At 65.4% G+C, this 24,454-nt stretch carries 22 protein-coding genes and 1 pseudogene; 16 read left to right on the forward strand and 7 right to left on the reverse strand.

The window, feature by feature from the left end; genetic code table 11:
- The first annotated feature begins 22 nt into the window (after positions 1–22).
- The 10 genes and pseudogenes from AC5WJ1_RS25570 to AC5WJ1_RS25615 form a co-directional block, all read left to right on the forward strand.
- Positions 23–706 (forward strand): RraA family protein, encoded by a 684-nt coding sequence (locus tag AC5WJ1_RS25570; protein WP_135702928.1) that lies wholly within the window; start codon positions 23–25, stop codon positions 704–706.
- On the forward strand, positions 706–1,650 hold the full coding sequence (locus AC5WJ1_RS25575; protein WP_135702927.1) for an NAD(P)-dependent oxidoreductase: 945 nt from the start codon (positions 706–708) through the stop codon (positions 1,648–1,650). The genes AC5WJ1_RS25570 and AC5WJ1_RS25575 overlap by 1 nt, the downstream gene beginning before the upstream one ends.
- Positions 1,651–1,693: 43 nt before the next feature.
- On the forward strand, positions 1,694–2,674 hold the full coding sequence (locus tag AC5WJ1_RS25580; protein WP_135702926.1) for a Bug family tripartite tricarboxylate transporter substrate binding protein: 981 nt from the start codon (positions 1,694–1,696) through the stop codon (positions 2,672–2,674).
- Positions 2,675–2,716: 42 nt separating this feature from the next.
- Positions 2,717–3,637, forward strand: coding sequence for an SMP-30/gluconolactonase/LRE family protein (locus tag AC5WJ1_RS25585; protein ID WP_135702925.1), 921 nt, complete (start codon positions 2,717–2,719; stop codon positions 3,635–3,637).
- Between the two features lie 329 nt (positions 3,638–3,966).
- Positions 3,967–7,056, forward strand: a complete 3,090-nt coding sequence (gene fdnG, locus AC5WJ1_RS25590; protein WP_494476661.1) for a formate dehydrogenase-N subunit alpha — start codon at positions 3,967–3,969, stop codon at positions 7,054–7,056.
- The gene (gene fdxH, locus AC5WJ1_RS25595) at positions 7,053–7,943 is read left to right on the forward strand and encodes a formate dehydrogenase subunit beta (RefSeq protein WP_494476662.1); all 891 of its coding nucleotides are present in this window, start codon (positions 7,053–7,055) and stop codon (positions 7,941–7,943) included. The genes fdnG and fdxH overlap by 4 nt, the downstream gene beginning before the upstream one ends.
- Positions 7,944–7,956: 13 nt before the next feature.
- Positions 7,957–8,631: a formate dehydrogenase subunit gamma gene (locus tag AC5WJ1_RS25600; protein ID WP_494476663.1), complete on the forward strand. Its 675-nt coding sequence runs from the start codon at positions 7,957–7,959 to the stop codon at positions 8,629–8,631.
- Positions 8,628–9,497: a formate dehydrogenase accessory protein FdhE gene (gene fdhE, locus AC5WJ1_RS25605; protein WP_494476664.1), complete on the forward strand. Its 870-nt coding sequence runs from the start codon at positions 8,628–8,630 to the stop codon at positions 9,495–9,497. The genes AC5WJ1_RS25600 and fdhE overlap by 4 nt, the downstream gene beginning before the upstream one ends.
- Positions 9,498–9,589: 92 nt before the next feature.
- Positions 9,590–9,967, forward strand: a complete 378-nt coding sequence (locus AC5WJ1_RS25610; protein ID WP_195427119.1) for an enoyl-CoA hydratase/isomerase family protein — start codon at positions 9,590–9,592, stop codon at positions 9,965–9,967.
- A 55-nt stretch (positions 9,968–10,022) separates the two neighbouring features.
- Positions 10,023–10,424 (forward strand): annotated as a pseudogene (locus tag AC5WJ1_RS25615) (enoyl-CoA hydratase-related protein); the annotation flags it as partial.
- A gap of 34 nt (positions 10,425–10,458) precedes the next feature.
- Here AC5WJ1_RS25615 and bktB read toward each other — a convergent pair.
- The 4 genes from bktB to AC5WJ1_RS25635 all read right to left on the reverse strand — a co-directional run bounded on the left by bktB (position 10,459) and on the right by AC5WJ1_RS25635 (position 14,737).
- Positions 10,459–11,643, reverse strand: coding sequence for a beta-ketothiolase BktB (gene bktB, locus AC5WJ1_RS25620; protein WP_135705033.1), 1,185 nt, complete (start codon positions 11,641–11,643; stop codon positions 10,459–10,461).
- A 35-nt stretch (positions 11,644–11,678) separates the two neighbouring features.
- Entirely contained in the window at positions 11,679–12,533 is an 855-nt protein-coding gene (locus tag AC5WJ1_RS25625) for a 3-hydroxybutyryl-CoA dehydrogenase (RefSeq protein ID WP_135702919.1), read from the reverse strand.
- Positions 12,534–12,953: 420 nt separating this feature from the next.
- A complete protein-coding gene (locus AC5WJ1_RS25630) occupies positions 12,954–13,850 on the reverse strand; it encodes a polysaccharide deacetylase family protein (protein WP_218959532.1) in 897 nt (298 codons plus the stop codon).
- Positions 13,847–14,737 carry a GNAT family N-acetyltransferase gene (locus tag AC5WJ1_RS25635; protein WP_135702918.1) on the reverse strand — a complete coding sequence of 297 codons (891 nt, stop codon included), beginning with the start codon at positions 14,735–14,737 and terminating at the stop codon, positions 13,847–13,849. The genes AC5WJ1_RS25630 and AC5WJ1_RS25635 overlap by 4 nt, the downstream gene beginning before the upstream one ends.
- Positions 14,738–15,081: 344 nt before the next feature.
- Here AC5WJ1_RS25635 and AC5WJ1_RS25640 point away from each other — a divergent pair, with 344 nt between their 5' ends.
- Together AC5WJ1_RS25640 and AC5WJ1_RS25645 are read left to right on the forward strand one after the other, a co-directional pair.
- Positions 15,082–15,267: a hypothetical protein gene (locus tag AC5WJ1_RS25640; RefSeq protein ID WP_135702917.1), complete on the forward strand. Its 186-nt coding sequence runs from the start codon at positions 15,082–15,084 to the stop codon at positions 15,265–15,267.
- A 233-nt stretch (positions 15,268–15,500) separates the two neighbouring features.
- Entirely contained in the window at positions 15,501–16,388 is an 888-nt protein-coding gene (locus AC5WJ1_RS25645; protein ID WP_494476665.1) for an EamA family transporter, read from the forward strand.
- A gap of 19 nt (positions 16,389–16,407) precedes the next feature.
- Here the strand turns inward: AC5WJ1_RS25645 and AC5WJ1_RS25650 are convergent, their stop codons facing one another.
- The 3 genes from AC5WJ1_RS25650 to AC5WJ1_RS25660 all read right to left on the reverse strand — a co-directional run bounded on the left by AC5WJ1_RS25650 (position 16,408) and on the right by AC5WJ1_RS25660 (position 19,739).
- Entirely contained in the window at positions 16,408–17,100 is a 693-nt protein-coding gene (locus AC5WJ1_RS25650) for a GntR family transcriptional regulator (RefSeq protein ID WP_133094386.1), read from the reverse strand.
- A 151-nt stretch (positions 17,101–17,251) separates the two neighbouring features.
- Positions 17,252–18,853 (reverse strand): OpgD/OpgG family glucan biosynthesis protein, encoded by a 1,602-nt coding sequence (locus tag AC5WJ1_RS25655; RefSeq protein WP_434034533.1) that lies wholly within the window; start codon positions 18,851–18,853, stop codon positions 17,252–17,254.
- Between the two features lie 130 nt (positions 18,854–18,983).
- Complete coding sequence (locus AC5WJ1_RS25660; protein WP_133094388.1) at positions 18,984–19,739, reverse strand: TerC family protein; 756 nt, start codon at positions 19,737–19,739, stop codon at positions 18,984–18,986.
- Between the two features lie 184 nt (positions 19,740–19,923).
- On the opposite strand from AC5WJ1_RS25660, the gene AC5WJ1_RS25665 reads away from it, so the two are divergent.
- The 4 genes from AC5WJ1_RS25665 to AC5WJ1_RS25680 all read left to right on the forward strand — a co-directional run bounded on the left by AC5WJ1_RS25665 (position 19,924) and on the right by AC5WJ1_RS25680 (position 24,432).
- Complete coding sequence (locus tag AC5WJ1_RS25665; RefSeq protein ID WP_133094389.1) at positions 19,924–20,901, forward strand: 2-dehydropantoate 2-reductase; 978 nt, start codon at positions 19,924–19,926, stop codon at positions 20,899–20,901.
- 282 nt (positions 20,902–21,183) lie between these two features.
- The gene (locus tag AC5WJ1_RS25670) at positions 21,184–21,903 is read left to right on the forward strand and encodes a GntR family transcriptional regulator (protein ID WP_029047003.1); all 720 of its coding nucleotides are present in this window, start codon (positions 21,184–21,186) and stop codon (positions 21,901–21,903) included.
- A 281-nt stretch (positions 21,904–22,184) separates the two neighbouring features.
- Positions 22,185–23,417, forward strand: a complete 1,233-nt coding sequence (gene frc, locus AC5WJ1_RS25675; RefSeq protein WP_135702915.1) for a formyl-CoA transferase — start codon at positions 22,185–22,187, stop codon at positions 23,415–23,417.
- Between the two features lie 232 nt (positions 23,418–23,649).
- Positions 23,650–24,432 carry a fumarylacetoacetate hydrolase family protein gene (locus tag AC5WJ1_RS25680; RefSeq protein WP_494476666.1) on the forward strand — a complete coding sequence of 261 codons (783 nt, stop codon included), beginning with the start codon at positions 23,650–23,652 and terminating at the stop codon, positions 24,430–24,432.
- The last annotated feature ends 22 nt before the right edge of the window (positions 24,433–24,454 follow it).

Here is a 24,454-nt window from a genome sequence, read left to right on the forward strand (position 1 = left end):
TCAAATTTCGCTGGAGTTCGTCATGGCTTTGCCCAACATCATCAAATCGTTCGATCGCGTACCCGCTGACATCATCGCGCGCGCCGCCAGGTTCCAGCCCGCAATCCTGTCGGATGTCGGCGGACGCCGCGGCGCCCTGCACGGCCGGATCAAGGCCCTGCGCCCGACCATGAAAGTCGCCGGTCCGGCATTCACTGTCGAAGTCCGTCCGGGCGACAACCTGATGATCCACGCAGCCCTGGCGCTTGCGCAGCCCGGCGACGTGCTGGTTGTGGACGGCAAGGGCGACCAGACCTCGGCGCTGATGGGAACCATCATGATGCATGCCGCCCGCCAGCGCGGCCTGGCGGGTGTGGTCCTCGATGGCGCCGTGCGGGACAGCCTCGAGCTGGACGACATGCAGTTCCCGGTCTTCTCGGTGGGCACGAATCCCAATGGTCCGACCAAGGAAGTCGGCGGCCGCATCGGACACCCGATTTCCGTCGGGGGCGTGACGGTGAACCCGGGCGACTATATCTGCGGCGATGCCGATGGCCTGGTCGTGGTGGAGCGCGAGAAGATCGAGGCCCTGCTCGACGCCGCGGCGAAGAAGGAAGAGGCGGAGGCCAGGCGCATCGAACAGATAAAGGAGGGCAATACCACCGCGCCGTGGCTGCTGGCATCGCTGGTGACCGCCGGCGTCCTGAAAGAGGGAGAAGCATTGTGATGAACCGGCCAGTCATTATCGTCACGGGTGCGGACCTGGCACCGGAAGCCCTGGCGCTGCTGGGCGACTATCAGGTCGTTTTCGCCGGCAGGACACCCCAGACCGCCGACCTCGTCGCGCTGGCAACGAAGCACAATCCTGTCGGCATCATCGTGCGCTATGGCGCCGTGACGGCCGAAGTCATGGACGCGGCCCCCGCCTTGCGGGTGATCTCGAAGCACGGCACCGGAACCGACACCATCGACAAGGCCGCTGCCGAGGCGCGCGGCATCAAGGTGACCGCCGCTGCCGGGGCCAATGCCGCGGCCGTTGCAGAACACGCGCTGGCGCTGATGCTTGCGTGCGCCAAGTCGGTGGTGCAACTGGACGCGCGCATGCATGCCGGCCACTGGGACAAAGCCACGCACAAGAGCCTGGAGCTGAATGGCCTGACCATCGGCCTGATTGGCCTGGGCGCGATCGGGCGGCGGTTCGCCAGAATGTGCGACGCCATCGGCATGCGCGTGATCGGCTTCGACCCGTTTGCCACGGACTTGCCGGACCATATCGAAGCCGTGCTGCTGGAAGAGATCTGGAGACGATCGGATGTCATCTCGCTGCAATGCCCGTTGACGGCCGAGAACAGGGAAATGGTCAATGCCGGCACACTGGCACAGTGCAAGCGTGGCGTGATCCTGATCAACACTGCGCGCGGCGGGTTGATCGACGAAGCGGCGCTGCTCGAAGCCGTCCGCTCGGGCCACGTCGCCGCTGCCGGCCTGGACAGCTTTGCGCGCGAGCCGATGCAGGTGCCGCATGCCTTCCAGGGAGAGCCGGGCTTCGTGCTCAGTCCGCATATCGGTGGCGTGACCAGCGCGGCCTACGTCAATATGGGTGTCGCAGCGGCGAACAATACCCTGGCGGTCCTGCGCAGGCTGGCCGAGCCGGCGCTTGGACCGCACTAGTCGCAGTACTCCCTGACAAGAACGTTCGCAAGATGGAGACAGCATGAAACAGATGAACATCGGAGCTGCGCTGCTCCGGGCGCTGGCACTTGCCGCGCTTGCCGCCATGTCGACGGCGGCGCAAGCCCAGGGGTGGCCAGCCAAGCCGGTCAAGATCGTCGTTCCTTACCCGCCTGGCGGCGCCGTGGACGCCGTCACCCGCAAGATGGCGCAGCGGCTCACCGAGCAGACGGGCCAGAGCTTCTATGTCGAAAACAAGGCAGGCGCGACCGGAACGATCGGCTCGGCCCAGGTTGCGCGCGCCGCGCCGGATGGCTACACGCTGCTCGCCAACGATACGACCTACGCGCTGTTGCCCCACATCTTCAAGTCGCTTCCTTTCGATGCCGCAAAGGACCTGCAACCTGTCGCGGCATACGTGTTCGCCCCGATGGGCGTGGTGGTCAAGGCTGACGGCAAGTACAAGACGCTGGCCGACCTGATTGCCGCGGCGAAGTCCGACGACAAGGTTTCCTACGGGTCGGGCGGGCCGGGCTCGACTCCGCATTTCGCCAGCGAAGCCTTGGGCCTCGCCGCGGGAACGCACTTCATGCATGTGCCATTCAAAGGCGCCGGCGAAGCAACCATCGCGTTGCTGAGCGGTACCGTCGACTTCCAGATGGCTTCTATTCCGGGCGTGATCGGACAGGTCAAGGGTAACAAGCTGGCGGTGCTGGCCGTCAGCGGCACGAAACGCCTGCCCGCGCTGGCCAACGTGCCCACCTTTGCGGAGGCCGGTGTCAAGGGCTACGGTGTCACCAATTTCACCGGCTTGTGGGCGCCCAAGGGCACGCCCGCCGACGTGCTGGAGCGAATCCAGAACGAGGTGTCCAAGGCGATGGCGACGCCGGACATGCAGGCCTATGCTGAGAGTATCGGTGCCGAGCCGGGCTATTGGGATGCCGGCACGTTCAGGACCGAAGTGGCCAGCAGGACCGCCTTCTGGGGGAAGGTTGCACGCGGGACGGGGTTTCAGAAGCAGTAATGGGCGCGCCGCTGCAACAGGACGATCAACAGGTGTCGAGACATGTTTCTACTGAATTCGCCGGTCATACGTGAAGCGTCGTCGTTCTCCAGCCTGCCTGCCCGCTATCGCCACCCGCGGCGAACCGAATGGTCCAGGGCGAACCAGGGAGGGCGCGAAAGCGATTCCTTCCTGGAAGGCCCCGTCTTCGACGATGCCGGCAACCTGTACGTCACCGATATTCCCAATGGCCGGATCTTCAGGATCGACCAGAAGGGCGATTGGGACCTGGTTGCCGAATGGGACGGCGAGCCCAACGGGATGAAATTCCTGAATGCCGGGTCCTTGCTTGTCACGGACTACCGCAACGGGCTGATGGAGGTTGACGTGCGAACGGGTACCGTCCGGCCGTACCTGCCGCGCCGGAATACCGAAAGCTTCAAGGGCGTCAACGACTTGACGCTGGACTCTCAGGGAAACATCTATTTCACGGACCAGGGGCAAACGGGGCTGCATGACCCTAGCGGCCGCGTGTATCGGCTGACTGGCGAAGGGCGCCTCGAACTGCTGCTTTCCAACGTGCCGAGTCCGAACGGCATCGTGCTGTCACCGGACGAGCGCTTCCTGTTCGTTGCCGTCACACGGGGCAACTGCGTCTGGCGCATGCCCTTGCAGGAGGACGGCAGCGTATCCAAGGCCGGGCAGTTCTTTACGTCATATGGTCCCAGCGGGCCGGACGGCCTCGCCATGGATGTCGATGGCCGCCTCCTTGTTGCCAATCCCGGCCTTGCCTATGTCTGGGTGCTCAATCATCGTGCCGAGCCGGTCGAGGTGATCCGTGGCACTGCTGGCCATTCGCTGACCAACGTCGCCTTCGGCGGACCCGATGCAAGCACGCTTTACGTGACCGATTCAACTGCCGGCGAGATTCTGCAGATTGGCATGTCGGTTCCCGGCGTGAGGCACCGGCACCTGGCCGGGTGAGCACCTGAGCGAGCGGACCGCGGCGTCACGGTCGACCGGCCTGGCACGCGCCGGGTTGATGAGGTAGCCGCCGCGCTACTTAAGCAATCTCTTATAGACCGGCAAAGAATCGCTGAATTTACCTTAAGTGAGCGGACGGATATCTTTGGGCGAAAGGCGTTGGTCCTGCCGCACGATTCTCCGGGTCGCTGTGCGCATGCCCACTGCCTTGCGATCAGCATTGCGGCCAAGGCGACGAGTCAGCTCAAGATGTCTCTTGCATCAGCCGCGGAACAATAAGCACAGAGGCTTCGGCGGACACGTCAGCAAGCCCGGCAAGGCGAGGAGACATGACAAGCACCACCAGTATCGGACGCCGGCGGTTCCTCAAGATTCTCGGCGCAGGCCCCGTTGCCGTCACGGCCTCGGCCCTGGGCATGGGTACGGCCTGGGCGCAGGCCCCCGCCGGCGTGCGCCCCTACAAGCTGCTGCGTGCGAAGGAGACGCGCAACAATTGCACCTATTGCTCGGTCGGGTGCGGCCTGCTGATGTATTCGCTCGGTGACGGCGCAAAGAATGCGAAACCCCGCATCTTCCACATCGAGGGGGATCCCGATCATCCAGTCAGCCGTGGCTCGCTCTGCCCCAAGGGCGCGGGGCTGCTGGACATTGTCCATTCAAGGAACCGGCTGCTGTATCCGGAATACCGCGCGCCGGGGTCGAAGGAGTGGGTGCGCATCAGCTGGGACGAAGCGACCAGGCGCATCGCCCGGCTGCTGAAGGACGACCGCGACAAGAACTTCATCGCGCGCAACGAGAAGGGCCAGCTGGTGAACCGCTGGCTGAGCTCGGGCATGCTCGCCTCGTCGGCGGCCTCCAACGAAACGGGGGTGCTCGACTTCAAGTTCGCCCGCTCACTCGGCATGCTGGCGCTGGACTGCCAGGCGCGCCTGTGCCACGGGCCAACGGTTTCGGCGCTGGGGCCGTCCTTCGGCCGCGGCGCGATGACGAACCACTGGGTGGACATCAAGAATGCCAATGTCGTCATGGTCATGGGCGGCAACCCGGCCGAGGCCCACCCGGTCGGCTTCAAATGGGTGATCGAGGCCAAGATCAAAAACAAGGCCAAGGTCATCGTCATCGATCCGCGCTTCAACCGCACGGCCTCGGTTGCCGATATCTTCTCGCCGATCCGGGCGGGGTCGGACACGGCCTTCCTGATGGGCATGGTCAACTGGCTTCTGCAGAACGACAAGATCCAGCATGACTACGTGCGCGCCTACACCAACGCGCCGCTGATCGTGCGCGAGGATTTCGGCTTCGACGAAGGGCTGTTCTCGGGCTTCAATCCCGAAAAGCTCGTCTACGACAAAGCCTCCTGGACCTATGAGCTCGACGCACGGGGAAACGCGAAACGCGATCCCTCGATGCGCCATCCGCGCTGTGTGCTGAACCTGCTGAAGCGGCACGTCTCACGCTACACGCCGGAGAAGGTCGAGGAGATCACCGGCGTCAGGAAGGCCGATTTCCTGCAGATCGCCGAGATCGTCGGCTCGTGCTCGGCGAAGGACAAGACGCTCACCTGGCTTTACGCGCTCGGCTGGACGCACCACACCGGCGGCGCGCAGATCATCCGCGGCGCGGCGATGATCCAGCTGCTGCTGGGCAATGTCGGCATGTCCGGCGGCGGCGTGAATGCGCTGCGCGGCCATTCCAACATCCAGGGCTATACCGACCTGGGCCTGCTGTCGCTGCGGCTGCCGGGCTACATGGACCTGCCCGCCGACAGGCAGCAGACGCTCAGGCAGTTCCTGGCCGATGCCACGCCGAAAGCGATGTTGCCCGACCAGGTGAACTACTGGAAAAACCTGCCGAAGTTTTTCGTCTCGCTGCAGAAAAACCTGTTCGGCAAACATGCCACGGCGGCAAACGACTGGGCCTTTGACCTGCTGCCGAAATGGGACCGCAGCTACGACATGCTGGCCTATTTCGACCTGATGTACGAGGGCAAGGTCAACGGCTACGTGGTCCAGGGGTTCAATCCGCTGGCGGCAATGCCTGACAAGAACAAGTCCTCGGCCGCGCTGTCGAAGCTGAAGTTCCTGGTGGTCATCGACCCGCTGGTGACCGAGACCTCCAACTTCTGGCGCAACGAAGGCAAGTTCAACGACGTCAGGACCGAGGAGATCATGACCGAGGTCTTCAGGCTGCCGTCGAGCTGCTTTGCCGAGGAAGACGGGACCGTCGTGAATTCGGGCCGCTGGCTGCAATGGCACTACGCGGGCCAGCAGCCGCCGGGCGAGGCGCGGCATGATCCGGCCATCCTTGGCGGCATCATGATGGAGCTGCGGCGGCTTTACGAAAAAGAGGGCGGCGCCTGCCCCGAACAGGTGTTGCACATGACCTGGGACGAGGAGACCTATCACGATCCCTGCAGCCCCCATCCCGAGGAAATGGCCAAGGAAGCCAACGGCTACGCGCTGGCGGATGTATTCGACGAGACCGGGAAAAAGATCCTGCGCAAGGGCCAGTTGCTGGATTCGTTCGCGCAACTGCGCGACGACGGCACCACCTCGAGCTACTGCTGGATCTTCACCGGCTCCTGGACCGAGGCCGGCAACCAGATGGCCAGGCGCGACAACACCGACACCGGTCTCGGCAACACGCCGGGCTGGGCCTGGTCCTGGCCCGCGAACCGCCGCATTCTCTACAACCGCGCCTCGATGGACGAGATGGGGAACCCCTGGGACCCCAAGCGCCAGATCCTGCATTGGAACGGCGAGACATGGGTGGGTGCCGACGTGCCCGACTTTCCGCTCACCGCGGCACCCGGCTCACCGATCGGACCTTTCATCATGCTGCCCGAAGGCGTGGGGCGCCTGTTCTCGGCCGGAGGCATGATCGACGGCCCTTTCCCCGAGCATTACGAGCCGGTCGAGAGCCCGATCGGGAAGAACCCGCTGCACGCAAAGGTCACCCACAATCCGACCGCACGCATCTTCCAGAACGATGCGCAGCGCATGGGCAACCGCACCGAGTTTCCCTATGTCGCCACGACCTATTCGATCACGGAATTGTTCCGCCACTGGACCAAGCACTCGCATCTGAACGCCATGCTCCAGCCCGAGCAGTTCGTCGAGATCGGCGAGAAGCTGGCCGCGGACAAGGGCATCGCCCATGGCGACACGGTGAAGATTACGACCAAACGCGGCTACATCACTGCCAAGGCGGTGGTGACCAAGCGCATGCGCACGCTCCAGGTGGCCGGGCAGGCGGTCGAGCAGATCGGCATCCCGTGCCATTGGGGCTTCGAGGGAGCGACGCGCAAGGGCTATCTCGCCAACACGCTTGCGCCTGGCGTTGGCGATGCCAATTCACAGACTCCGGAATTCAAGGCATTCCTCGTAAACATTGAAAAGATGGCGGGAGCACAGGCATGAACTCGCAGAACATCATCCGTCGCTCGGCCTCGTCGGAGCTGACACCGGCCCCTCGGATCCGTGACCATCAGATGCAAGTGGCCAAGCTGATCGACGTATCGACCTGCATCGGCTGCAAGGCGTGCCAGGTCGCCTGCAGCGAATGGAACGACCTGCGCGGCGAGGTGCAGGAGAATGTCGGCGTCTACGACAACCCGCGCGATCTGTCGCCCGACACCTGGACCCTGATGCGCTTTACCGAGCATGAGGACCAGGCTGGAAAGCTGGAATGGCTGATCCGCAAGGACGGCTGCATGCATTGCGAGGACCCCGGCTGCCTGAAGGCCTGCCCGGCGCCCGGCGCCATCGTGCAGTATGCGAACGGCATCGTCGACTTCCAGTCTGACCTGTGCATCGGCTGCGGCTATTGCGTGGCCGGCTGCCCCTTCGACGTGCCGCGCATTTCCAAGAAGGACAACAAGGCCTACAAGTGCACGCTGTGCTCGGACCGCGTCTCGGTCGGGCAGGAGCCTGCGTGCGTCAAGACCTGCCCGACCGGCGCCATCAGCTTCGGCTCGAAGGCAGAGATGCAGTCCCTCGCGGCCGAGCGCGTGGCCGAATTGAACGAGCGCGGCTTTGCCAAGGCGGGACTGTATGACCCGGCGGGGGTCGGCGGCACCCACGTGATGTACGTGCTGCAGCATGCCGATGACCCCAAGCGCTACGCGGGCTTGCCGAAGGACCCGAAGATCAGCACGGTCGTTTCGGGCTGGAAGGATGGCCTGCAACCTGGCGCGGCCGTCGTTGGCGCGGCGGTGGTCGTGGGCATGGCGGCGCATTTCATGGCGGTCGGCCCCAACACCACCGAATCGGATGGGCACCATGGCCCGGATGATGGCGCAGCATAGGCGGAGAGCGGAGATGGCGACCAACAACGATAGGATCTTGCGCACGAAGTTCGCCGAACGGCTGTGCCACTGGGCGATTGTGTTCTGCTTCTTCCTCGCTGCGGTTTCGGGTATCTCGTGGTTCTTCCCGATGGTGAGCTGGATGAGCGGATTCCTTGGCACGCCGCAGATGGCGCGGCTGCTCCACCCGTTCCTCGGCATCGCGGTTTTCGTTGGCCTTTGCTACATGTTCGTGCGCTTTGTGGGCTACAACATGCCCGCGCGCACCGACGCGATCTGGTTCCGCCGCGTCCGGGACGTGCTCCTGAACCGGCATGGTGGCGAACCGCTGCGGATAGGCAAGTACAACGCCGGCCAGAAGGTCTTGTTCTGGCTCATCATGGCTTCGATACTGGCCCTTCTGATCACCGGGCTGATCATGTGGCGCGCCTATTTCGCCGAGTATTTCCCGATTCCCGTGCTCCGCCTGGCGATCCTGGCCCATTCCGTCGCAGGGATCGGCCTGATCCTGCTGATTGTGGGGCACATCTATCTGGCCCTCTGGGTCCGCGGTTCGATCACTGGCATGGTGACGGGCTATGTTTCACAGGCCTGGGCCAGGCAGCACCATGACCGCTGGTATGGCGAGGTGAAGGCGAAAGAGGCGAAAGAGGCGAAAGAGGTGGAAGCGAAGGGCCGTCGGTCATGAGCCCGCATCCGATGCCGCCAGGCGGGCTGCCATCGGGCGAGGCATCCCGGAATTTCGCGCCGCAGATCCAGCCAGACCTTGCCGGTCTTTACGGCCGCCGCGCCGCGCGCCTGCGCACGCTGGCCGAAGGCCACGATCACGCCGATTACCTGCGCTTGGCCGCCCGCGTGGCCGAGGTGCAGGCATCGCTTGTGCCCGACGCCGGCGGATCCGGACCGGCAGGCGCCAGGGCCATTCTGCAGCAGGGGCATCTGGGTTTTCTGCTTGACCGGTTGATTGAGCGGCTTGCGCCCGATGTCCCCGCCCCGGTCGCCACGCATCTAGCGGTGCTGCGCGGCCTTCCGGACGAGGAGCGCCTCGGCGCGGCCCAGGCGCTGACCCTGGGTCGCTTCGACGCCGTCCCGGCGGCGATCGCGCCCTTCCTTTGGGCCGCGCTCTCGCTGCAACGCGCCAGCGCCGTGCGCGCCGCGCCCGTGCCCGTGCCCGGCTGTGGCCCTGCCGAGCACGCGTCTTGCCCGGCCTGCGGCAGTGCGCCTGTAGCAAGCCTGATCCTGACCGGCGATCGCCAGGGCTTGCGCTATCTGCATTGCGCGCTCTGCGAGAGCGCCTGGCACATGGTGCGGGCGAAATGCACCAACTGTGGTGCCGCTGCGGACCTTGACTACCTCAGCTTCGACACCGCCGAAGCCACGGTGCGCGCCGAATGCTGCGGCGTGTGTCACGGATACCTGAAAGTCATCTCACTGGAACGCGACCGGCAAGCCGAGGCCGTCGCCGATGATCTTGCCACGCTGGCCCTGGACCATGCCGTAACGGCGGAGGGCTATCAGCGCACCGGGTTCAATCCCTTCGCACTGCCGGCATGAGGACGGGATGCTGCCCGCTTTTTTAGCGGGCTTGTGCGGCGTCGGTGTCCGCGGTGGCGTCGCCCTCGGCGCCGTCAAGGTGCACATCGGCCATGCCGCCATTGATCCCGGGCTATGGGGGGACGCAACGGCTGCCACGGCTGGTGGGTACGACGCGGGCGCTGGATCTGATTACCACCGGGCGGATGATTGCCGCGGACGAGGCACTGGAGATCGGCCTGGTCGACCGGCTGGTCGAGGCGGGCGACCCTGTCGCTGTCGGCAAGGCGCACCTGGCTGAAGTCTCGGAAGACCGGCCATCGGCTGTCCACCTGGCGCGCGAGGCGGTGCTGGCTGCAGCCCGGCTGGATCTGGATGCCGGCCTGCGCGCGGAGGCTGAATTGTTCTCGCGCGCCACGCGCACCGAGGACGCGCGTGAAGGCATCGAAGCATTCCTCGCCAAACGCTCGCCGCAGTTCACCGGCAAATAACGTATCAACTGAAGGAGCGGGGTGCCGATGGTGCCGCCACGGCGCTCGACGCCCGCGCGCGTTCTGCGCCGGCCAGGATCTGGCCGATCCGGCGATGCAGATCGTGAACGGAAAGCTGCCCGATATCGGCGCTCACGTCGAGCGGTACTTCAAGCCTCTTGTCATGAAGCTGCAAAGCCTGCCAGTCCCGAGCGTTGCGGCTGTCAACGGCCTGGCTGCGGGCGGCGGCGCGTCGCTCGCGCTGGCCTGCGATGTCGTGGTTGCGGCGAAGTCGGCCTACTTCCTGCAGGCGTTCTCGAAGATCGCCATCGATGGCTTCGAGGACGCCGGCATGGCAACGGCTGCAGCCGTACTGGCGGAGTGCGCCCGCTTCAACGATCACGGCCGCGTGCGCGGACGCGTTGCCGCGCACCCTGAATCAAGCTGCAGACCTGCCAAAGGACCTGGATCGCCTTGACATCTTGATCGGCAATCCAGGCGCAAGTCGAACCTCAGACGCGTTCGAAGATCGCGGCAATGCCCTGCCCGCCGCCGATGCACATCGTCACCAGCGCGTAGCGGCCTTGCACCCGTTGCAGCTCGTACAGCGCCTTGACCGTGATCAGCGCGCCGGTGGCGCCGATCGGGTGGCCCAGCGAGATGCCCGAGCCATTCGGGTTGACCTTGGCCGGGTCCAGGCCCAGCGCCTTGGTCACGGCGCAGGCCTGCGCGGCGAAGGCCTCGTTGGCTTCGATCACGTCCAGGTCCGCCACCTGCAGGCCGGCGCGTTCCAGCGCGATCTTCGTCGCCGGCACCGGGCCGATGCCCATGGTCTTCGGATCGACACCGGCATGGCCGTACGAGACCAGGCGCGCCAGCGGCTTCAGGCCGCGGCGCTCGGCCTCGGCGCGCTCCATCATCACCACTGCGGCGGCGGCATCGTTCAGGCCCGAGGCATTGCCGGCCGTGACGGTGCCGTTTTCCTTGGCGAACACCGGCTTGAGCTTGGTCATGTCGTCCATGGTCGCGTCATGGCGCACGTGCTCGTCGGTGTCGAACGTCACATCGCCCTTGCGGCCCTTGCTCACCACCGGGACGATCTGGTCCCTGAAATAGCCGGCCTTGATCGCGGCGGACGCGCGGCGGTGCGATTCCAGCGCGGCTTCGTCCTGCTGCGCACGCGAGATGTCGTATTCCCTGGCCACGTTCTCGGCCGTGACACCCATGTGGATGCGGTGGAACGGGTCGTGCAGCGCGCCCAGCATCATGTCGACCAGGCCGGCGTCGCCCATGCGGGCGCCCCAGCGGGCCGCGGGCGCCAGGTACGGGGCGCGGCTCATGCTTTCGGCACCGCCGCCGATGGCGACGTTGGCATCGCCCAGCAGGATGGTCTGCGCGGCGCTGACGATGGCCTGCAGGCCCGAGCCGCACAGGCGGTTCACGGTCAGCGCGGGCGCGTTGATCGAAACCCCGCCGTTGACCGCGGCAACGCGGCCCAGGTACATGTCGCGCGGCTCGGTCTGGATCACGTTGCCGAACACCACGTGGCCGACGTCGTCGCCGGATACCTGCGCGCGGGCCAGCGCCTCGCGTACCACCAGCGCGCCCAGTTCGGCCGGCGCCACGTCCTTCAGGCTGCCGCCAAAGGTCCCGATCGCGGTACGGACACCGCTCACCACTACGACTTCACGCGTCATGCTCTAAATCTCCAATAGAAGGGGGCAAGTAACGATTACTTGCTGTAGACGTACACGCCGCGGCCGGTCTTGCGGCCCAGGTAGCCGGCAGCCACCATCTCGCGCATCAGCATTGCCGGACGGTACTTCGGATCGGCGAATTCGGTGTACAGCACTTCCATCACGGCCAGCATGGTGTCCAGGCCGATCATGTCGGCCAGCGCCAGCGGGCCGATCGGGTGGTTGCAGCCCAGCTTCATGCCTTCGTCGATCTCTTCGGGCGAGGCCAGGCCTTCGCCCAGCACGCAGAAGGCTTCATTGATCATCGGGCACAGGATGCGGTTGACGACGAAGCCCGGGCTGTTCTTGACCGTGATCGGGTACTTGCCCAGTTCCTTCGCCAGCGCTTCCACGGCGGCGTGGGTGGCGTCGCTGGTCTGCAGGCCGCGGATCAGTTCGACCAGGGCCATCACCGGCACCGGGTTGAAGAAGTGCATGCCGATAAAGCGGCCGGCGCGCGAGGTCACCGCGGCCAGCTTGGTGATCGAGATCGACGAGGTGTTGGACGCGATGATCACGTTCTCGCCGACGATGCCGTCGATCTGCCTGAGGATCTTGACCTTCAGGTCGTAGTTCTCGGTGGCGGCCTCGATCACGATGTCGGTGGCCTTGAGGTCGTCATACGACGTGCTGCCCTGGATGCGCGCCAGCGCATCGGCCTTCTGCGCCTCGGTCAGCTTTTCCTTCTTGATCAGCCGGTCCAGGCTGCCCGCCACGGTGGCCACGCCCTTCTGCACCGCGGCGTCGCTGATGTCGACCATCACCACGTTCAGGCCGGCCACTGCGCAGGCCTGGGCGATGCCATTGCCCATGGTGCCGGCACCGACGATGCCTACTGTCTTGATTGCCATGTCTTAACGCCTTAGGGTTTGAGAGTTTTGAAGTGTCTGGTGGAGTTGAGGCCATGGAGCTGCGGGCACAGCCCAGCCTGTCAACATAGCGTGCGATCGCAGTCACCGGATCGGGCGCTGCCTGGATGGCACGCACAGATTGCATGCAGGACGCCGTCGCGGACGTCGAAGCCGATGGAGGGCGGCACGGAATAAGCTGACGTAGGCCGCCGGCGGTCGCTATGTCTGGTGATCGTAGCGCCGCGGGGAGCGTTCGACACTACCCGAACCTGCCCATTCATTGACAATTTCTGCCGCTTTTCCCGCAATGCGAAGCCGATTGCAACTGAGGCAGCCGGACGTCTGCCTTCAGTTTTGTCAGCCGATCAGGGGCAGACACTTGCCAGGGCGCGTCGGTAGCCCGCCCGACCAGGAGCCACGCTACGCCGGATGCTCGGTCAGCCAGTGCCTGGCGATGTCTTCCCGGCGGCAGATCCACACGGCGTCATGGCCGCGTACGTCGTCAAGGAAGCGTGCCAGCGCCATGGCGCGCGCCGGATGGCCGCTGATGCGGGGATGCAGACCGACGCTCATCATCTTCGGCGCGCGCGCCCCCTCGTGCCACAACTGGTCAAATGCATCCCGCAGCGAGCGGTAGAAATCTTGCCCCGAGGCAAAGCCGTCAGGCAGCAGATAGCGCGCGTCGTTGTTGACCAGCGTATACGGGATTGCCAGCAGCGGTGGGGCGCTGCAGAGCCAGTACGGCAGGTCATCGTTGTAGGCATCCGAGCTGTAAAGGAACCCGCCTTCCTCATGGACCAGGCGCCGCGTGTTGGCGCTGACCCGCCCGGTGTACCAGCCTACCGGCCGCCTGCCGCAGGTGCGTTCGATTGCCGCGATGGTCAGGCGGATATGGCGCCGCTCCTCATCTTCCGGGACGTCCCGATAATCGATCCAGCGATAGCCATGCCCTGCAACCTCGTGTCCTGCCGCACTCAGTGCCTGTCCGATCCGCGGATTGAGCTCCAGCGCGCGACCGGCCGCGAACGCGGTCAGCGGCAGGCCGCGCTCGGCGAACAGATCCAGCAACCGCCAGACGCCGGCACGCGCTCCATACTCGTACATGCTTTCGACGCTCCAGTCGCGCCCGGCCTCACGCGGCGGCCGTCCGGGCAGTTCGTGCAGGTACGCTTCGGAGCGCATATCGCCGTTGAGGATGCACGATTCCGCGCCTTCCTCGATGTTCAGCACGAACTGCACCGCCACGCGCGAGCCGCCGGGCCAGCGTGGATGGGGCGGGGAGCCGCCGTAGCCGGCGAGGTCGCGTGCCTGCATCATCCCAGCTCGAAGGTAGTAATGCCGAAGATGCGCTTGTGCACCAGGCCCGGCGCAGGCCCCAGATACATGCGCGCGCAGCCGAAGACTTCCGCCATGCCGTGCCGATGGGCCAGCGCCATGGCCGCGGGGTGGTTTTCCGGGACATCGAGGAACAACGGGCCACCCGACGCAAAGGCGGCCAGGCGTTCGTAAAGCGCTTCGGCCGCTTCGGCGTCGTCGGCAAACAGCGGCCCGATCTTGCAGCCTTCCCCGCACCGGCGCACCACGCCGAATCCGCCCAGCCGTCCCTGTCGCAGACAACCGAGCGCAAGCCCATCCTCCTGCCGGATCCATCCGCGCAGGAAGGTCTCGCGCGCGGCGGGAAAGCACGTGCGGTCGTATGCCAGCACGTCGTCGAAGGGCACCGCTTCCAGCGGGACGATCACGTCATCCGGGCGCGACGCGTCCGGCGAGAGGGGCGATTGGGGCGGGCTATCCGGTACCTCGGCACGAAAGCGCAGATTGCGATGGGAGAAAACGAAGCCACCCCTGGCGTAGTAATCCTGCATCGCGAAAACGCCATCCAGCCCGATGGTGGCTCCGGGCCGCAGGCGGGCAATCAGCCGGTCTCGGCGCGCATGCCACAGCGCGTTGCCCAGTCCCCGGCCGCGAAAGGCCGGACGGACGATAAAGAAACCCATAAAGCCGAACGCGCCGCCGTAGGACGTGATCGCGCCGCCGCCGATCAGCTCCCCATCCAGCTCGGCTGCGATGAAAGCATCCGGGTCCGTGGCCCAGAACAGCGCCGCGTCGTGAAGGCCGGGGTTCCACCCCTCGGTTGCCGCCCAGCCGATCAGTTGATCAAGCTCGGCGCGCGTCATGTTCCGAATCACCAGGTCGCCTGACATTGCAATCTGCTCCGTTGGCCGAGTCGCGGACTGCCGTTGCCGCGGCAGTCGCACCTCGTCACTTCAGGTCTATGTGTCTGGATGATAAGGCGCGTTCTCCGCTGTGGGAGCAACGGGTGGCAGTCCCTCGGTCGATGGGTGACCGGTAAAGCATGCGCCAGTCTTTTTGGTGACTTGGCTAGCCCAGTGTGTCCAAAAGGCCGCCTGCGGGCGGCCGCCTCCGTTGTGCCGTTGCTTTCCCGCATACGCACTATTACCTAATGCTGCGTTGCGACAATTCCTTTGCTACAATTCGGGAAAACCCCATGAGGGTAATCCCGCAGCAACAAGCAAGGAAGGAAGCCATGAACACCCAATCCGATATCAAGCTGACCGATCAACTGGAACGCGACCTCATCGAGCGCGAGCTCGGCAAGCAAAGCCTGGGCTTCGTGCATGACGCCAAGCGCGCCATCGCCGCGGTGCAGGAAGTCATCGCGCGCCTGCAGTCGCAAGCCCGCAAGGCCAAGGTCGTCTACGCCAACGGCTAAGCAGTTTCCAGCGGTATTGCAGTACCCGCGGCCCTGGTGGCTGCGTTGTAGAACCGGCCAGACGCGCGCCCGCCACGGGCAAGACGCGGCCGGTTTTGTTTTGCCTGCTCGCTTTACGCAAGGCAGGTCGACGTGCCTTGTGAGCAACTCTGACAAGGCTTGCCAGACCTTTTCGTTTTGTCGTGGCGCGGCCAAAGGCTATCTTGGATGCCTTTGCAGAACCGTCCGCGACCATGCCCCCGCTTGTCCTTATGTGCCTGCTGATCACTTACGTGGTCTGGGGTACGACCTATCTGGCGATCCGCTTTACGCTGGAGAGCTTTCCGCCGCTGTTCATGACGGGTACGCGCTTTCTATGCGCGGGCCTGCTGCTGGCCGCCTGGCTGGCGTGGCGCGGCACGCCGATGCCGTCGTGGCGGCAGCTGCGCAACTGCGCGGTGCCGGCGCTGTTCCTGCTGGTAGGCGGCATGGGATTGACCGCGATGGCCGAGCAGACCATCTCGTCGGGCGCGACCACGGTAATGATCGGCTCGATGCCGATCTTTGCGCTGATCTGGGCGGCCTGCTTCGGCCAGCGCCCCAAGTGGTACGAGTATGTGGCGATTGCGATCGGCAGCGCGGGCATCGTGGTGCTGACCGCGGGGGCGGAATTCCGCGTCAGCGCGGGTGGCGTGGTGGCGCTGATGCTGGCGGTGGCGAGCTGGTCGTTCGGCTCGCAGCTGGTGCGCCGGCTCGAACTGCCGCAGGGCGCGGCGGCCTTTGCCGCGGAGATGCTGATCGGCGGGGTGGTGCTGTTGGTGCTGTCGGCGCTGCGGCAGGAGCCATGGCCGGTGTCGCTGGGGTCGATCAGCGCGCAGGCCGGCTGGGCCTGGGTCTACCTGGTGGTGGCGGGCTCGCTGGTGGCGTTCTCTGCCTATATGTACCTGGTGGCGACGGTCGGCCAGACGCTGTCGACGAGCTATGTCTACGTCAATCCGCCGGTGGCGCTGGCGATGGGCGCCTGGCTGGGCGGCGAGGTGATCGCGCCGCAGACGCTGTACGCGGTGGTGCTGATCCTGCTTGCCCTGGCGGTGCTGAGCGTCGGCACGCTGCGCACGGCGCGGGCGCAGGCGGCTGCCTGAAGCGCCCTGGCCCGCAAGCTCAGCTGCCGGACTGCTCCTGGATCCAAAGCGACAGCCTCACCTTGTAGGCCTGCTGGATATGGCGCCGGGCAATCTGCTCGGCCTGCGCCGGATCACGCTTTTCCAGCGCTTCGACCAGGGCGGTGTGCTCTTCATAGGAGCTGCGCGCGCGGCCGGGCACCGCCAGCGTGGTGCGCCCCAGCAGCGCCATCGATTCGTGCAGCGAGCGCAGGTTCTTCAGCAGGTAGCGGTTGTGGGCGCAGCGGTGCAGGGTTTCGTGGAACAGCCGGTTGTTCTGCGCGAGCCGGTCCGGATCGTCGGCGAACGCGAGGTCGCGCTCGACGATATCGCGCAGCAGCGAAATCTCCACATCGGTGGCATGGCGTGCGGCCAGTGCCGCGGCGGTGCCTTCCAGCACCTCGCGCATCACGTACAGCTCGCTGACCATGCTGGCGTCGAGCTGCGTCACCATCATGCCCCGGTTGGGCTCGTTGACCACCAGGCCTTCCGATTCCAGCCGCGACAGCGCTTCGCGCACCGGGGTGCGCGACAAGCCCAGCGATTCCGCCAGTTCCACTTCGCGCAGCCGGGTGCCGGGAGATAGCTGCCCCGCCTGGATGGCGGCGCGCAGTTGCTGGTAGGCACGCTCCGAGCGCGGGAGCGATGCAGCCTGGCCGCCTTCGGCGGCACCGGCAAACTCTTGAGAAATCATGTGAGGCTGGCTGGTGCGGTTTGACTGTCGTAGCCAGCCATCATACCCGCTCAAGCGCGCCTGACATCACGGCGCCGCAATATCCTGCAAAGCGGCGCCGGCTGGCGGCTGCGCCGGGGGCGGGCTTTTGACTGGGGCTTACGACGGAGGCTTACGCCTGGGGCGGGTGGTACTGGTACAGCCATGTCTCGGACAGCGGCTTGCCGTCCAGGCGCAGGAACAGGCGGATGTCGACCGGCCCCTTGCCATCGGTGGTCAGGTCGAACTGGGCGCGCCAGTGGCCGGGCACGTTGTTGGGCACGGCTTCGGTGAAGACATAGGAGAAGGTGCCGCGCGAAGCGGTCAGCACGGCTTCGGGCTTGACGCCGAACGGCAGCTTTTCCAGCGGCGCGCCCTTGAACTCGACCATGAACTTGCGCACGCCCTTGGGCCTCGGCTGGCCGGGCTGGCCGCCGTTGCCCAGGCGCGTGGCCACGCAGCGCGCCAGCGGCGACGGGTTCGGTTCGTCGGCCTGCCAGTGCAGGCGGTAGCGCAGGCGGTAGGTGGCGCCGGCCTTGGCGGGCGCCTTGGGCACCCACATGGCGACGATGTTGTCGTGGATCTCGTCGTCGGTGCGCAGCTCGACCAGTTGCACGGCACCCGCACCCCAGCCGTCGCGCGGCTCGACCCACAGACTCGGGCGGCGTTCGTAGTTGACGCCGTCCTGGTAGTGGTCGAACAGGCGGTCGCGCTGCAGCAGGCCGAAACCCTTGGGGTTGTCGTCGGAGAATGCCGATGCCGTGGTCTGGGGCGGGTTGTTGAGCGGGCGCCAGATATGCTCGCCGGCGCCGTTCCAGATGGCCAGGCCGTCGGAGTCGTGGACTTCCGGGCGCCAGTCGGTGATGCCCTTGATGCTTTCCGAGAACCAGTACATCGAGGTCAGCGGTGCCAGTCCCAGCCGCGCGACGTCCTTGCGCAGGAACAGCGCGCATTCCACGTCCATGATCACGGCCTTGGCGCGCTGCATCACGAAGCGGTAGGCGCCGGAGATGCTGGGGCCGTCGAGCAGGGCGTAGACCGTGACGGTATCGCCGTTGCCTTCCGGGGTCTCGAACCAGAAATGGGTGAAGGCGGGGAATTCCTCGGGCTTCCCGGCCTCGGCCACGTCGATGGCGATGCCGCGCGCCGACAGCCCGTACTGGTACAGGTCGCCGATGGCGCGGAAGTAGGAGGCGCCCAGGAAGGCGACCCAGTCGTTCTTGCGCCAGTCGCGCGTCTTCTGGTCGCCGAGGCGGCTTTCCTGGAAACGGAAGCCCGCGAAGCCGCTGCCGGGCGGCAGCTTGTGCGCGGGGCTGTCGGCCGGCATGTCGAAGTAGGCATCGTCATAGACGATCTCGCGCGCGCGCCCGCCGCCGCCCTTGGCGCGCTCGATCACATGCATGCGCACCGGGGTGCGGAAGTAGGTGCCGAGGTGGAAGAAGGTGACGGGGAACTGGCCCGGGCCGTTGGCAAACAGCGCATCGTCGGTGCGGAACCGGATCTTGCCGTGGGCATCGTAGTCGATGCGCGACAGCACGTCCGCAGGCGGCGAGGGCGGGGGCGCATAGGGCTTGGCAGCCAGCGCGCGCGCCCGCTCGATCAGGGCGTCGAAGCCGAACGGCTGCGCCTCGCCGAGCTTGATCCGGCTGGCCGCCAGCACCGGTGGGGTAATGCCCAGCGCGGCCAGGGCGGCTGAGGCGGTGGCGGAGACCAGCAGGGTTCGGCGGTTCATCATGTGGCGAAAGCGTCCTTTTCTTGTCCGAGGGTTGAGCAGAACTCTAAAAGACGGCGTTTCCCGGGAAAAGTTCGGACACCGTCTGTTACAGCCTGCTGCGGCACAAGATTCACATTGTGCCGCCTGACGCTCAGTGGGCTTCGCCGCGCGCGCGCCGCGCGTGGCGCCGCTGCCGCGCCAGCATGTTCAGCCCTTCCACCGCGGCCGAGAACGCCATCGCCGTATAGATGTAGCCCTTCGGCACATGCGTGCCGAGCCCTTCGGCGATCAGCGTCATGCCGATCATCATCAGGAAGGCCAGCGCCAGCATCACAATGGTCGGGTTGCGGTTGATAAAGTTGGCCAGCGGCGTGGCGGCGAACAGCATCGCCATCACAGCGGCGATCACCGCTACGAACATGATCTGGACATGCTCGGTCATGCCAACCGCGGTGATGATGCTGTCGATCGAGAACACCAGGTCGAGCACCAGGATCTGGCCAATCGCGGCGGCAAAGCTGTGCGCCACCTTGCCGGTGCCATTGTGTTCGCCTTCCTCGCCGGCGGTGACGTGGTGATGGATCTCTCGGGTGGCCTTCCATACCAGGAAGGCGCCGCCGGCGATGAGGATCATGTCGCGCCACGACAGCCCCTGGCCAAGGATCGTGAAGACCGGTTCGGTCAGCTTGACGATGACGGCGATGGTGGCCAGCAAGCCAAGGCGCATCAGCAGCGCCAGGCTGATGCCGACCTTGCGCGCCTTCTCGCGCATCTCTGCGGGCAGCTTGTTGGTCAGGATCGAAATGAAGATCAGGTTATCGATCCCCAGCACGATTTCCATGGCCACCAGCGTGGCCAGAGCCGCCCAGGCGGCGGGGTCCTGCAGCAAAGCCAGCGACGATTCCATCAGTGGGCTCCGGTGTTGGTAAGCAACCGGCGCCCGGGCATCGTTCCAGGCGCACGAAGCTTCATGTTAGCGCAGCGCCGCTTGCCTAAATGTGTCCGCAAAGATAAAGGTTGTTTTGCGGCTTAGTGGAATATAGTATGTGATATATCAAAAAATCCAATCGAGCCATCAAGGAGACAGGCAAATGAAAGTGTGTATCTACGGCGCGGGCGCCATCGGCGGCTATGTCGGGGCGCAGCTTGCGCGCGCGGGGGCCGATGTCAGCTTCGTCGCGCGCGGCCCGCACCTGGCGGCGATGCAGGAACACGGCGTGCGGCTGCTGATCGACGGCGAGGAGCGCGCGGCGCGAGTGCGCTGCACCAGCGATCCGCGCGAACTGGGGCCGCAGGACTACGTCTTCATTACGCTTAAGGCGCATTCGGTGCCGGGCGTGGTAGACCTGATCCAGCCGCTGCTGGGTCCGGAAACCGCGATCGTGACCGGCGTCAATGGCATTCCTTACTGGTATTTCTACAAGCACGGCGGCGAGCTGGCGGGATCGACGCTGGAAAGTGTCGACCCGGGCGGCCGGCAATGGCGCGGCTTCGGGCCGGAGCGCGCGATCGGCTGCGTGGTCTATCCGGCTGCCGAAATCATCGCGCCCGGCGTGATCAAGCATGTGTATGGCAAGAAATTCCCGCTGGGCGAGCCGGATGGCAGCCGTTCGGCCCGCGTGACCCGGCTCAGCGAAATGATGATGGCGGCCGACCTGGAGGCGCCGGTGCGCGACAACATCCGCGACGAGATCTGGCTGAAGCTGTGGGGCAACCTTTGCTTCAACCCGATCAGCGCGCTGACCCATGCCACGCTCGATGTCATTACCTCGGACCCGGCCACGCGCGCGCTGTCGCGCCAGATGATGGTGGAGGCGCAGGGCATTGCCGAGCGCTTCGGGGTCAAGTTCCGCGTCGACGTGGAGCGGCGCATCGACGGGGCGGGAGCGGTTGGGGCGCACAAGACCTCGATGCTGCAGGACCTGGAGGCGGGGCGCGCCATGGAAATCGATCCGCTGCTCACGGTGGTGCAGGAAATGGGCCGGCTGGTCGGGCAGCCGACGCCGATGTGCGACGCCGTGCTGGGTTTGATCAAGCAGCGCGACTCGATGGCCAAGCTCGCGGCGTAACCGCTGGCGTTGGCTGGTGACGGGAGCGGCTACGGGTCTGGCCCTCCCGCCCCGAGCGGGCGGCGCCCATGTTGCGCCTGGCCCGCTTTTGGGCAAGAAATGGCAAGACGATTGTGATATACCATATACGACAGACCGCGCACGCTGACGGTGCCGATGCATGACCGCAACGTATTGCTTGATGCATTTTCGTAATGAGTCGGGCGTTTTGCTAAGCTGTGCGGAAATGCGGCGGGCAGCCATTCCGGCCGCCGCGCCACCGGTCTCACACGAGCATATTCCATGTCTGCGCAACCACAATCCATCGTCCAGCCCAACGGGCTGACCTTGTCAGTGCAACCGATCAACGCCGGCGCGAGCCTGCGCGACCAGGCCTATGCCATGTTGCGGCAGGCCATTGCCGACGCCGATATCTACCAGTCGCACGACGAGATCCGGCTCGACGAACGAGTGCTGAGCGAAGCCATGGGCGTCAGCCGCACGCCGATCCGCGAAGCCATGACACTGCTGGAGCAGGAAGGCTTCCTGCGCACCGTGCCGCGCCGGGGCATCTACATCATGCGCAAGACCAAGCGCGAGATCGTCGAGATGATCCAGATGTGGGCGGCGCTGGAGAGCATGGCGGCGCGCCTTGCCACGCAGAATGCCACCGACCAGGAAATCGCCCAGCTGCGACGCATGTTCGACAGCTTCCGCGATTCGACGCCGGCGGAACATATCGAGGAGTATTCCGACGCCAATATCGCGTTCCACCAGGCAATCGTGCAGCTGTCCAGGTCGCAGATCATCATGGACACGATCCGCAATATCTTTATCCATGTGCGCGCGATCCGGAAGATGACGATCTCGCAGAGCGACCGGGCGGCAAGGTCGATCGTGGATCACCTGCGCATCATCGAGGCGCTGGAGAAGCGCGATACCGAACTGGCCGAGCGGCTGGTGCGGCAGCATTCGCTGGACCTGGCGGACTACGTGGAGAAGCACTGCGACTTCCTCGACTGAGGCGAGCAGGGCAGGGCAAAACGGCGGACTTCGGTCCGCCGTTTTTGTTTTGTGCAGGCATCGATGCATTTCGCCAGATGGTATGTGATATATCAATGTGAGGATCCAGTGCCGATGTCTGCGGCATCGCCCGCACTAAGCGTCTCTTTTTCTGCTTATGCTGCGGCGCATCGTCGATATTTCTGCTGCGACTGCCAATCTCCTCTTGCTCTCTTCTGATATATCACATACCGTATGTCATCAAGAGCTACAAAATCAGCGGTTAAAAGGAGACTTTCGCAATGGAAACCAAGGCACTGCAAGGTGTTCGCATCCTGGACATGACCCACGTCCAGGCAGGCCCGTCGGCCACGCAGCTGATGGCGTGGCTGGGCGCGGACGTGATCAAGGTGGAGATGCCCGGCCGCGGCGACATTACCCGCAGCCAGCTGCGCGACGTGCCCAACGCCGACAGCCTGTACTTCACCATGCTCAACTCCAACAAGCGCAGCCTGACGCTGAACATGAAGACGCCCGAAGGCAAGGCGCTGCTCGAAGACCTGGTACAGCGCAGCGACGTGCTGATCGAAAACTTCGGGCCCGGCGTGCTGGCGCGCGCCGGCTTCGACTGGGAGCACCTGCAGGACCTGAATCCGCGGCTGGTCTATGCGTCGATCAAGGGCTTCGGCCCGGGGCCGTACGCCGACTGCAAGGCGTATGAAAACGTGGCGCAGTGCATGGGCGGCTCGGCCTCGACCACCGGCGATGCCGAAGGCGTGCCGACCGTGACCGGCGCGCAGATCGGCGACTCGGGCACCGGCATCCATTGCGTGGTCGGCATCCTCGCCGCGCTGCTGCAGCGCGAGCATACCGGCCGCGGGCAGCGCGTGGAGGTGGCGATGCAGGATGCGGTGTTGAACCTGTGCCGCGTCAAGCTGCGCGACCAGCAGCGCCTGGACAACGGCCCGCTGCGCGAGTACCCGAACCAGGAGTTCGGCGACCACGTGCCGCGCGCCGGCAATGCCTCGGGCGGCGGCCAGCCGGGCGCGGCGCTGCGCTGCGCACCGGGCGGCCCCAATGACTACGTCTACGTCATCATCCAGCCGCAGGGCTGGGAACCGCTGATGCGCCTGTGCGGCCGCGAGGACCTGATCACCAACCCGGACTACGCCACGCCCGAAGCGCGCCTCAAGCACCTGGCCGACTGCTTCGCCGTGATCGAGAAATGGACCAGCAAGGTCAGCAAGTTCGACGTGATGGCCGCGCTCAACGAGGTGGATGTGCCGTGCGGACCGATCCTGTCGATGAAGGACCTGATCGAGGACCAGTCGCTGTACCAGCGCGGCTACCTGGTCGAGCTGGAGCATCCTCAGCGCGGCAACTACGTGCAGCTGGGCTGCCCGATCACGATGTCGGCATCGCCGGTGGAGGTGGAGCGCTCGCCGCTGCTGGGCGAGCATACCGACGAGATCCTCGAATGGCTGGGCCGCACGCCCGCGCAGATCGCGGCGATGAAGCTGGCCGGGGCGGTATGAGGCGGTAGCCCGGGAGCGGGTGTGTGAGCGTACCGATGTCATTCCCGCGCATACCCCCCGGGGCACGTGGGCGGGAATCCAGCGACGTCTCTTGAAGTCACTGGGTTCCCGCCTGCGCGGGAACGACGGGCGGACGCGCCAGCCCTGATCTCATTCCCATTTCCCTTTACAAGATCCTGCAACCGATATCGGCGCAGGCAGGCCCGCCTTTGCCTGCGCAAGGAGCATTGCCGTGCAAACCTGGATACGCTTTCGCCGCGCCGACGGCAGCATCGGCCATGGCCGTCTCGATGGCCCTGACCAGAATCGCGTGGTCGAATACGATAGCGACGGTTTCAACCATGCCGCGCCCACCGGCGCCGTGCACGAGCGCGCCGCGCTGACGCTGGTCGCGCCATGCCAGCCCGGCAAGGTGGTGGCGCTGTGGAACAACTTCCACGCGCTCGCCCGCAAGCTGGAAAAGCCGGTGCCGACGCACCCGCTGTTCCTGATCAAGCCGGCATCGTCGCTGGCCGGCCCTAACGACGCCGTGCAGCGCCCCAAGAGCTACGACGGCAAGATCGTCTACGAGGGCGAGCTTGGCATCGTCATCGGCAAGAAGGCGCGCAATGTGCCGGTGTCGGAGGCCGGCGACCATATCTTCGGCTACACCATCGTCAACGACGTGACTGCGGCCGAGCTGATCGCCGCCGATCCCAATTTCCCGCAATGGACGCGCGCCAAGGGTTTCGACACCTTCGGCTGCGTCGGCCCGGCCATCGTCACCGGCTTTGACTGGCGCGCCGCCAGCGTAGTCACGCGGCTCGACGGCGTAGAGCGGCAGAACTATCCGCTGTCGGACATGATCTTCTCGCCGGAAGAGCAGGTCAGCCGCATTTCGCAAGACCTGACGCTGATGCCCGGTGACGTGATTGCCGTCGGCACCTCGCTGGGCGTGGGTTCGATGAAAGACGGCGCCGTGGTGGAGGTGTCGATCGCGGGCATCGGCTCGCTGGTCAACCACGTGCGCGGCTGAGCGCGACCCAACCCAAAACTCG

This window comes from Cupriavidus sp. MEYA8 (assembly GCF_059278825.1).

Bases quoted from the DNA above. Each gene is read 5' to 3' on its own strand.
- AC5WJ1_RS25570 (WP_135702928.1), top strand. From the start codon at position 23: ATGGCTTTGCCCAACATCATCAAATCGTTCGATCGCGTACCCGCTGAC.
- AC5WJ1_RS25575 (WP_135702927.1), top strand. From the start codon at position 706: ATGAACCGGCCAGTCATTATCGTCACGGGTGCGGACCTGGCACCGGAA.
- AC5WJ1_RS25580 (WP_135702926.1), top strand. From the start codon at position 1,694: ATGAAACAGATGAACATCGGAGCTGCGCTGCTCCGGGCGCTGGCACTT.
- AC5WJ1_RS25585 (WP_135702925.1), top strand. From the start codon at position 2,717: ATGTTTCTACTGAATTCGCCGGTCATACGTGAAGCGTCGTCGTTCTCC.
- fdnG (WP_494476661.1), top strand. From the start codon at position 3,967: ATGACAAGCACCACCAGTATCGGACGCCGGCGGTTCCTCAAGATTCTC.
- fdxH (WP_494476662.1), top strand. From the start codon at position 7,053: ATGAACTCGCAGAACATCATCCGTCGCTCGGCCTCGTCGGAGCTGACA.
- AC5WJ1_RS25600 (WP_494476663.1), top strand. From the start codon at position 7,957: ATGGCGACCAACAACGATAGGATCTTGCGCACGAAGTTCGCCGAACGG.
- fdhE (WP_494476664.1), top strand. From the start codon at position 8,628: ATGAGCCCGCATCCGATGCCGCCAGGCGGGCTGCCATCGGGCGAGGCA.
- AC5WJ1_RS25610 (WP_195427119.1), top strand. From the start codon at position 9,590: ATGCCGCCATTGATCCCGGGCTATGGGGGGACGCAACGGCTGCCACGG.
- bktB (WP_135705033.1), bottom strand. From the start codon at position 11,643: ATGACGCGTGAAGTCGTAGTGGTGAGCGGTGTCCGTACCGCGATCGGG.
- AC5WJ1_RS25625 (WP_135702919.1), bottom strand. From the start codon at position 12,533: ATGGCAATCAAGACAGTAGGCATCGTCGGTGCCGGCACCATGGGCAAT.
- AC5WJ1_RS25630 (WP_218959532.1), bottom strand. From the start codon at position 13,850: ATGATGCAGGCACGCGACCTCGCCGGCTACGGCGGCTCCCCGCCCCAT.
- AC5WJ1_RS25635 (WP_135702918.1), bottom strand. From the start codon at position 14,737: ATGTCAGGCGACCTGGTGATTCGGAACATGACGCGCGCCGAGCTTGAT.
- AC5WJ1_RS25640 (WP_135702917.1), top strand. From the start codon at position 15,082: ATGAACACCCAATCCGATATCAAGCTGACCGATCAACTGGAACGCGAC.
- AC5WJ1_RS25645 (WP_494476665.1), top strand. From the start codon at position 15,501: ATGCCCCCGCTTGTCCTTATGTGCCTGCTGATCACTTACGTGGTCTGG.
- AC5WJ1_RS25650 (WP_133094386.1), bottom strand. From the start codon at position 17,100: ATGATTTCTCAAGAGTTTGCCGGTGCCGCCGAAGGCGGCCAGGCTGCA.
- AC5WJ1_RS25655 (WP_434034533.1), bottom strand. From the start codon at position 18,853: ATGATGAACCGCCGAACCCTGCTGGTCTCCGCCACCGCCTCAGCCGCC.
- AC5WJ1_RS25660 (WP_133094388.1), bottom strand. From the start codon at position 19,739: ATGGAATCGTCGCTGGCTTTGCTGCAGGACCCCGCCGCCTGGGCGGCT.
- AC5WJ1_RS25665 (WP_133094389.1), top strand. From the start codon at position 19,924: ATGAAAGTGTGTATCTACGGCGCGGGCGCCATCGGCGGCTATGTCGGG.
- AC5WJ1_RS25670 (WP_029047003.1), top strand. From the start codon at position 21,184: ATGTCTGCGCAACCACAATCCATCGTCCAGCCCAACGGGCTGACCTTG.
- frc (WP_135702915.1), top strand. From the start codon at position 22,185: ATGGAAACCAAGGCACTGCAAGGTGTTCGCATCCTGGACATGACCCAC.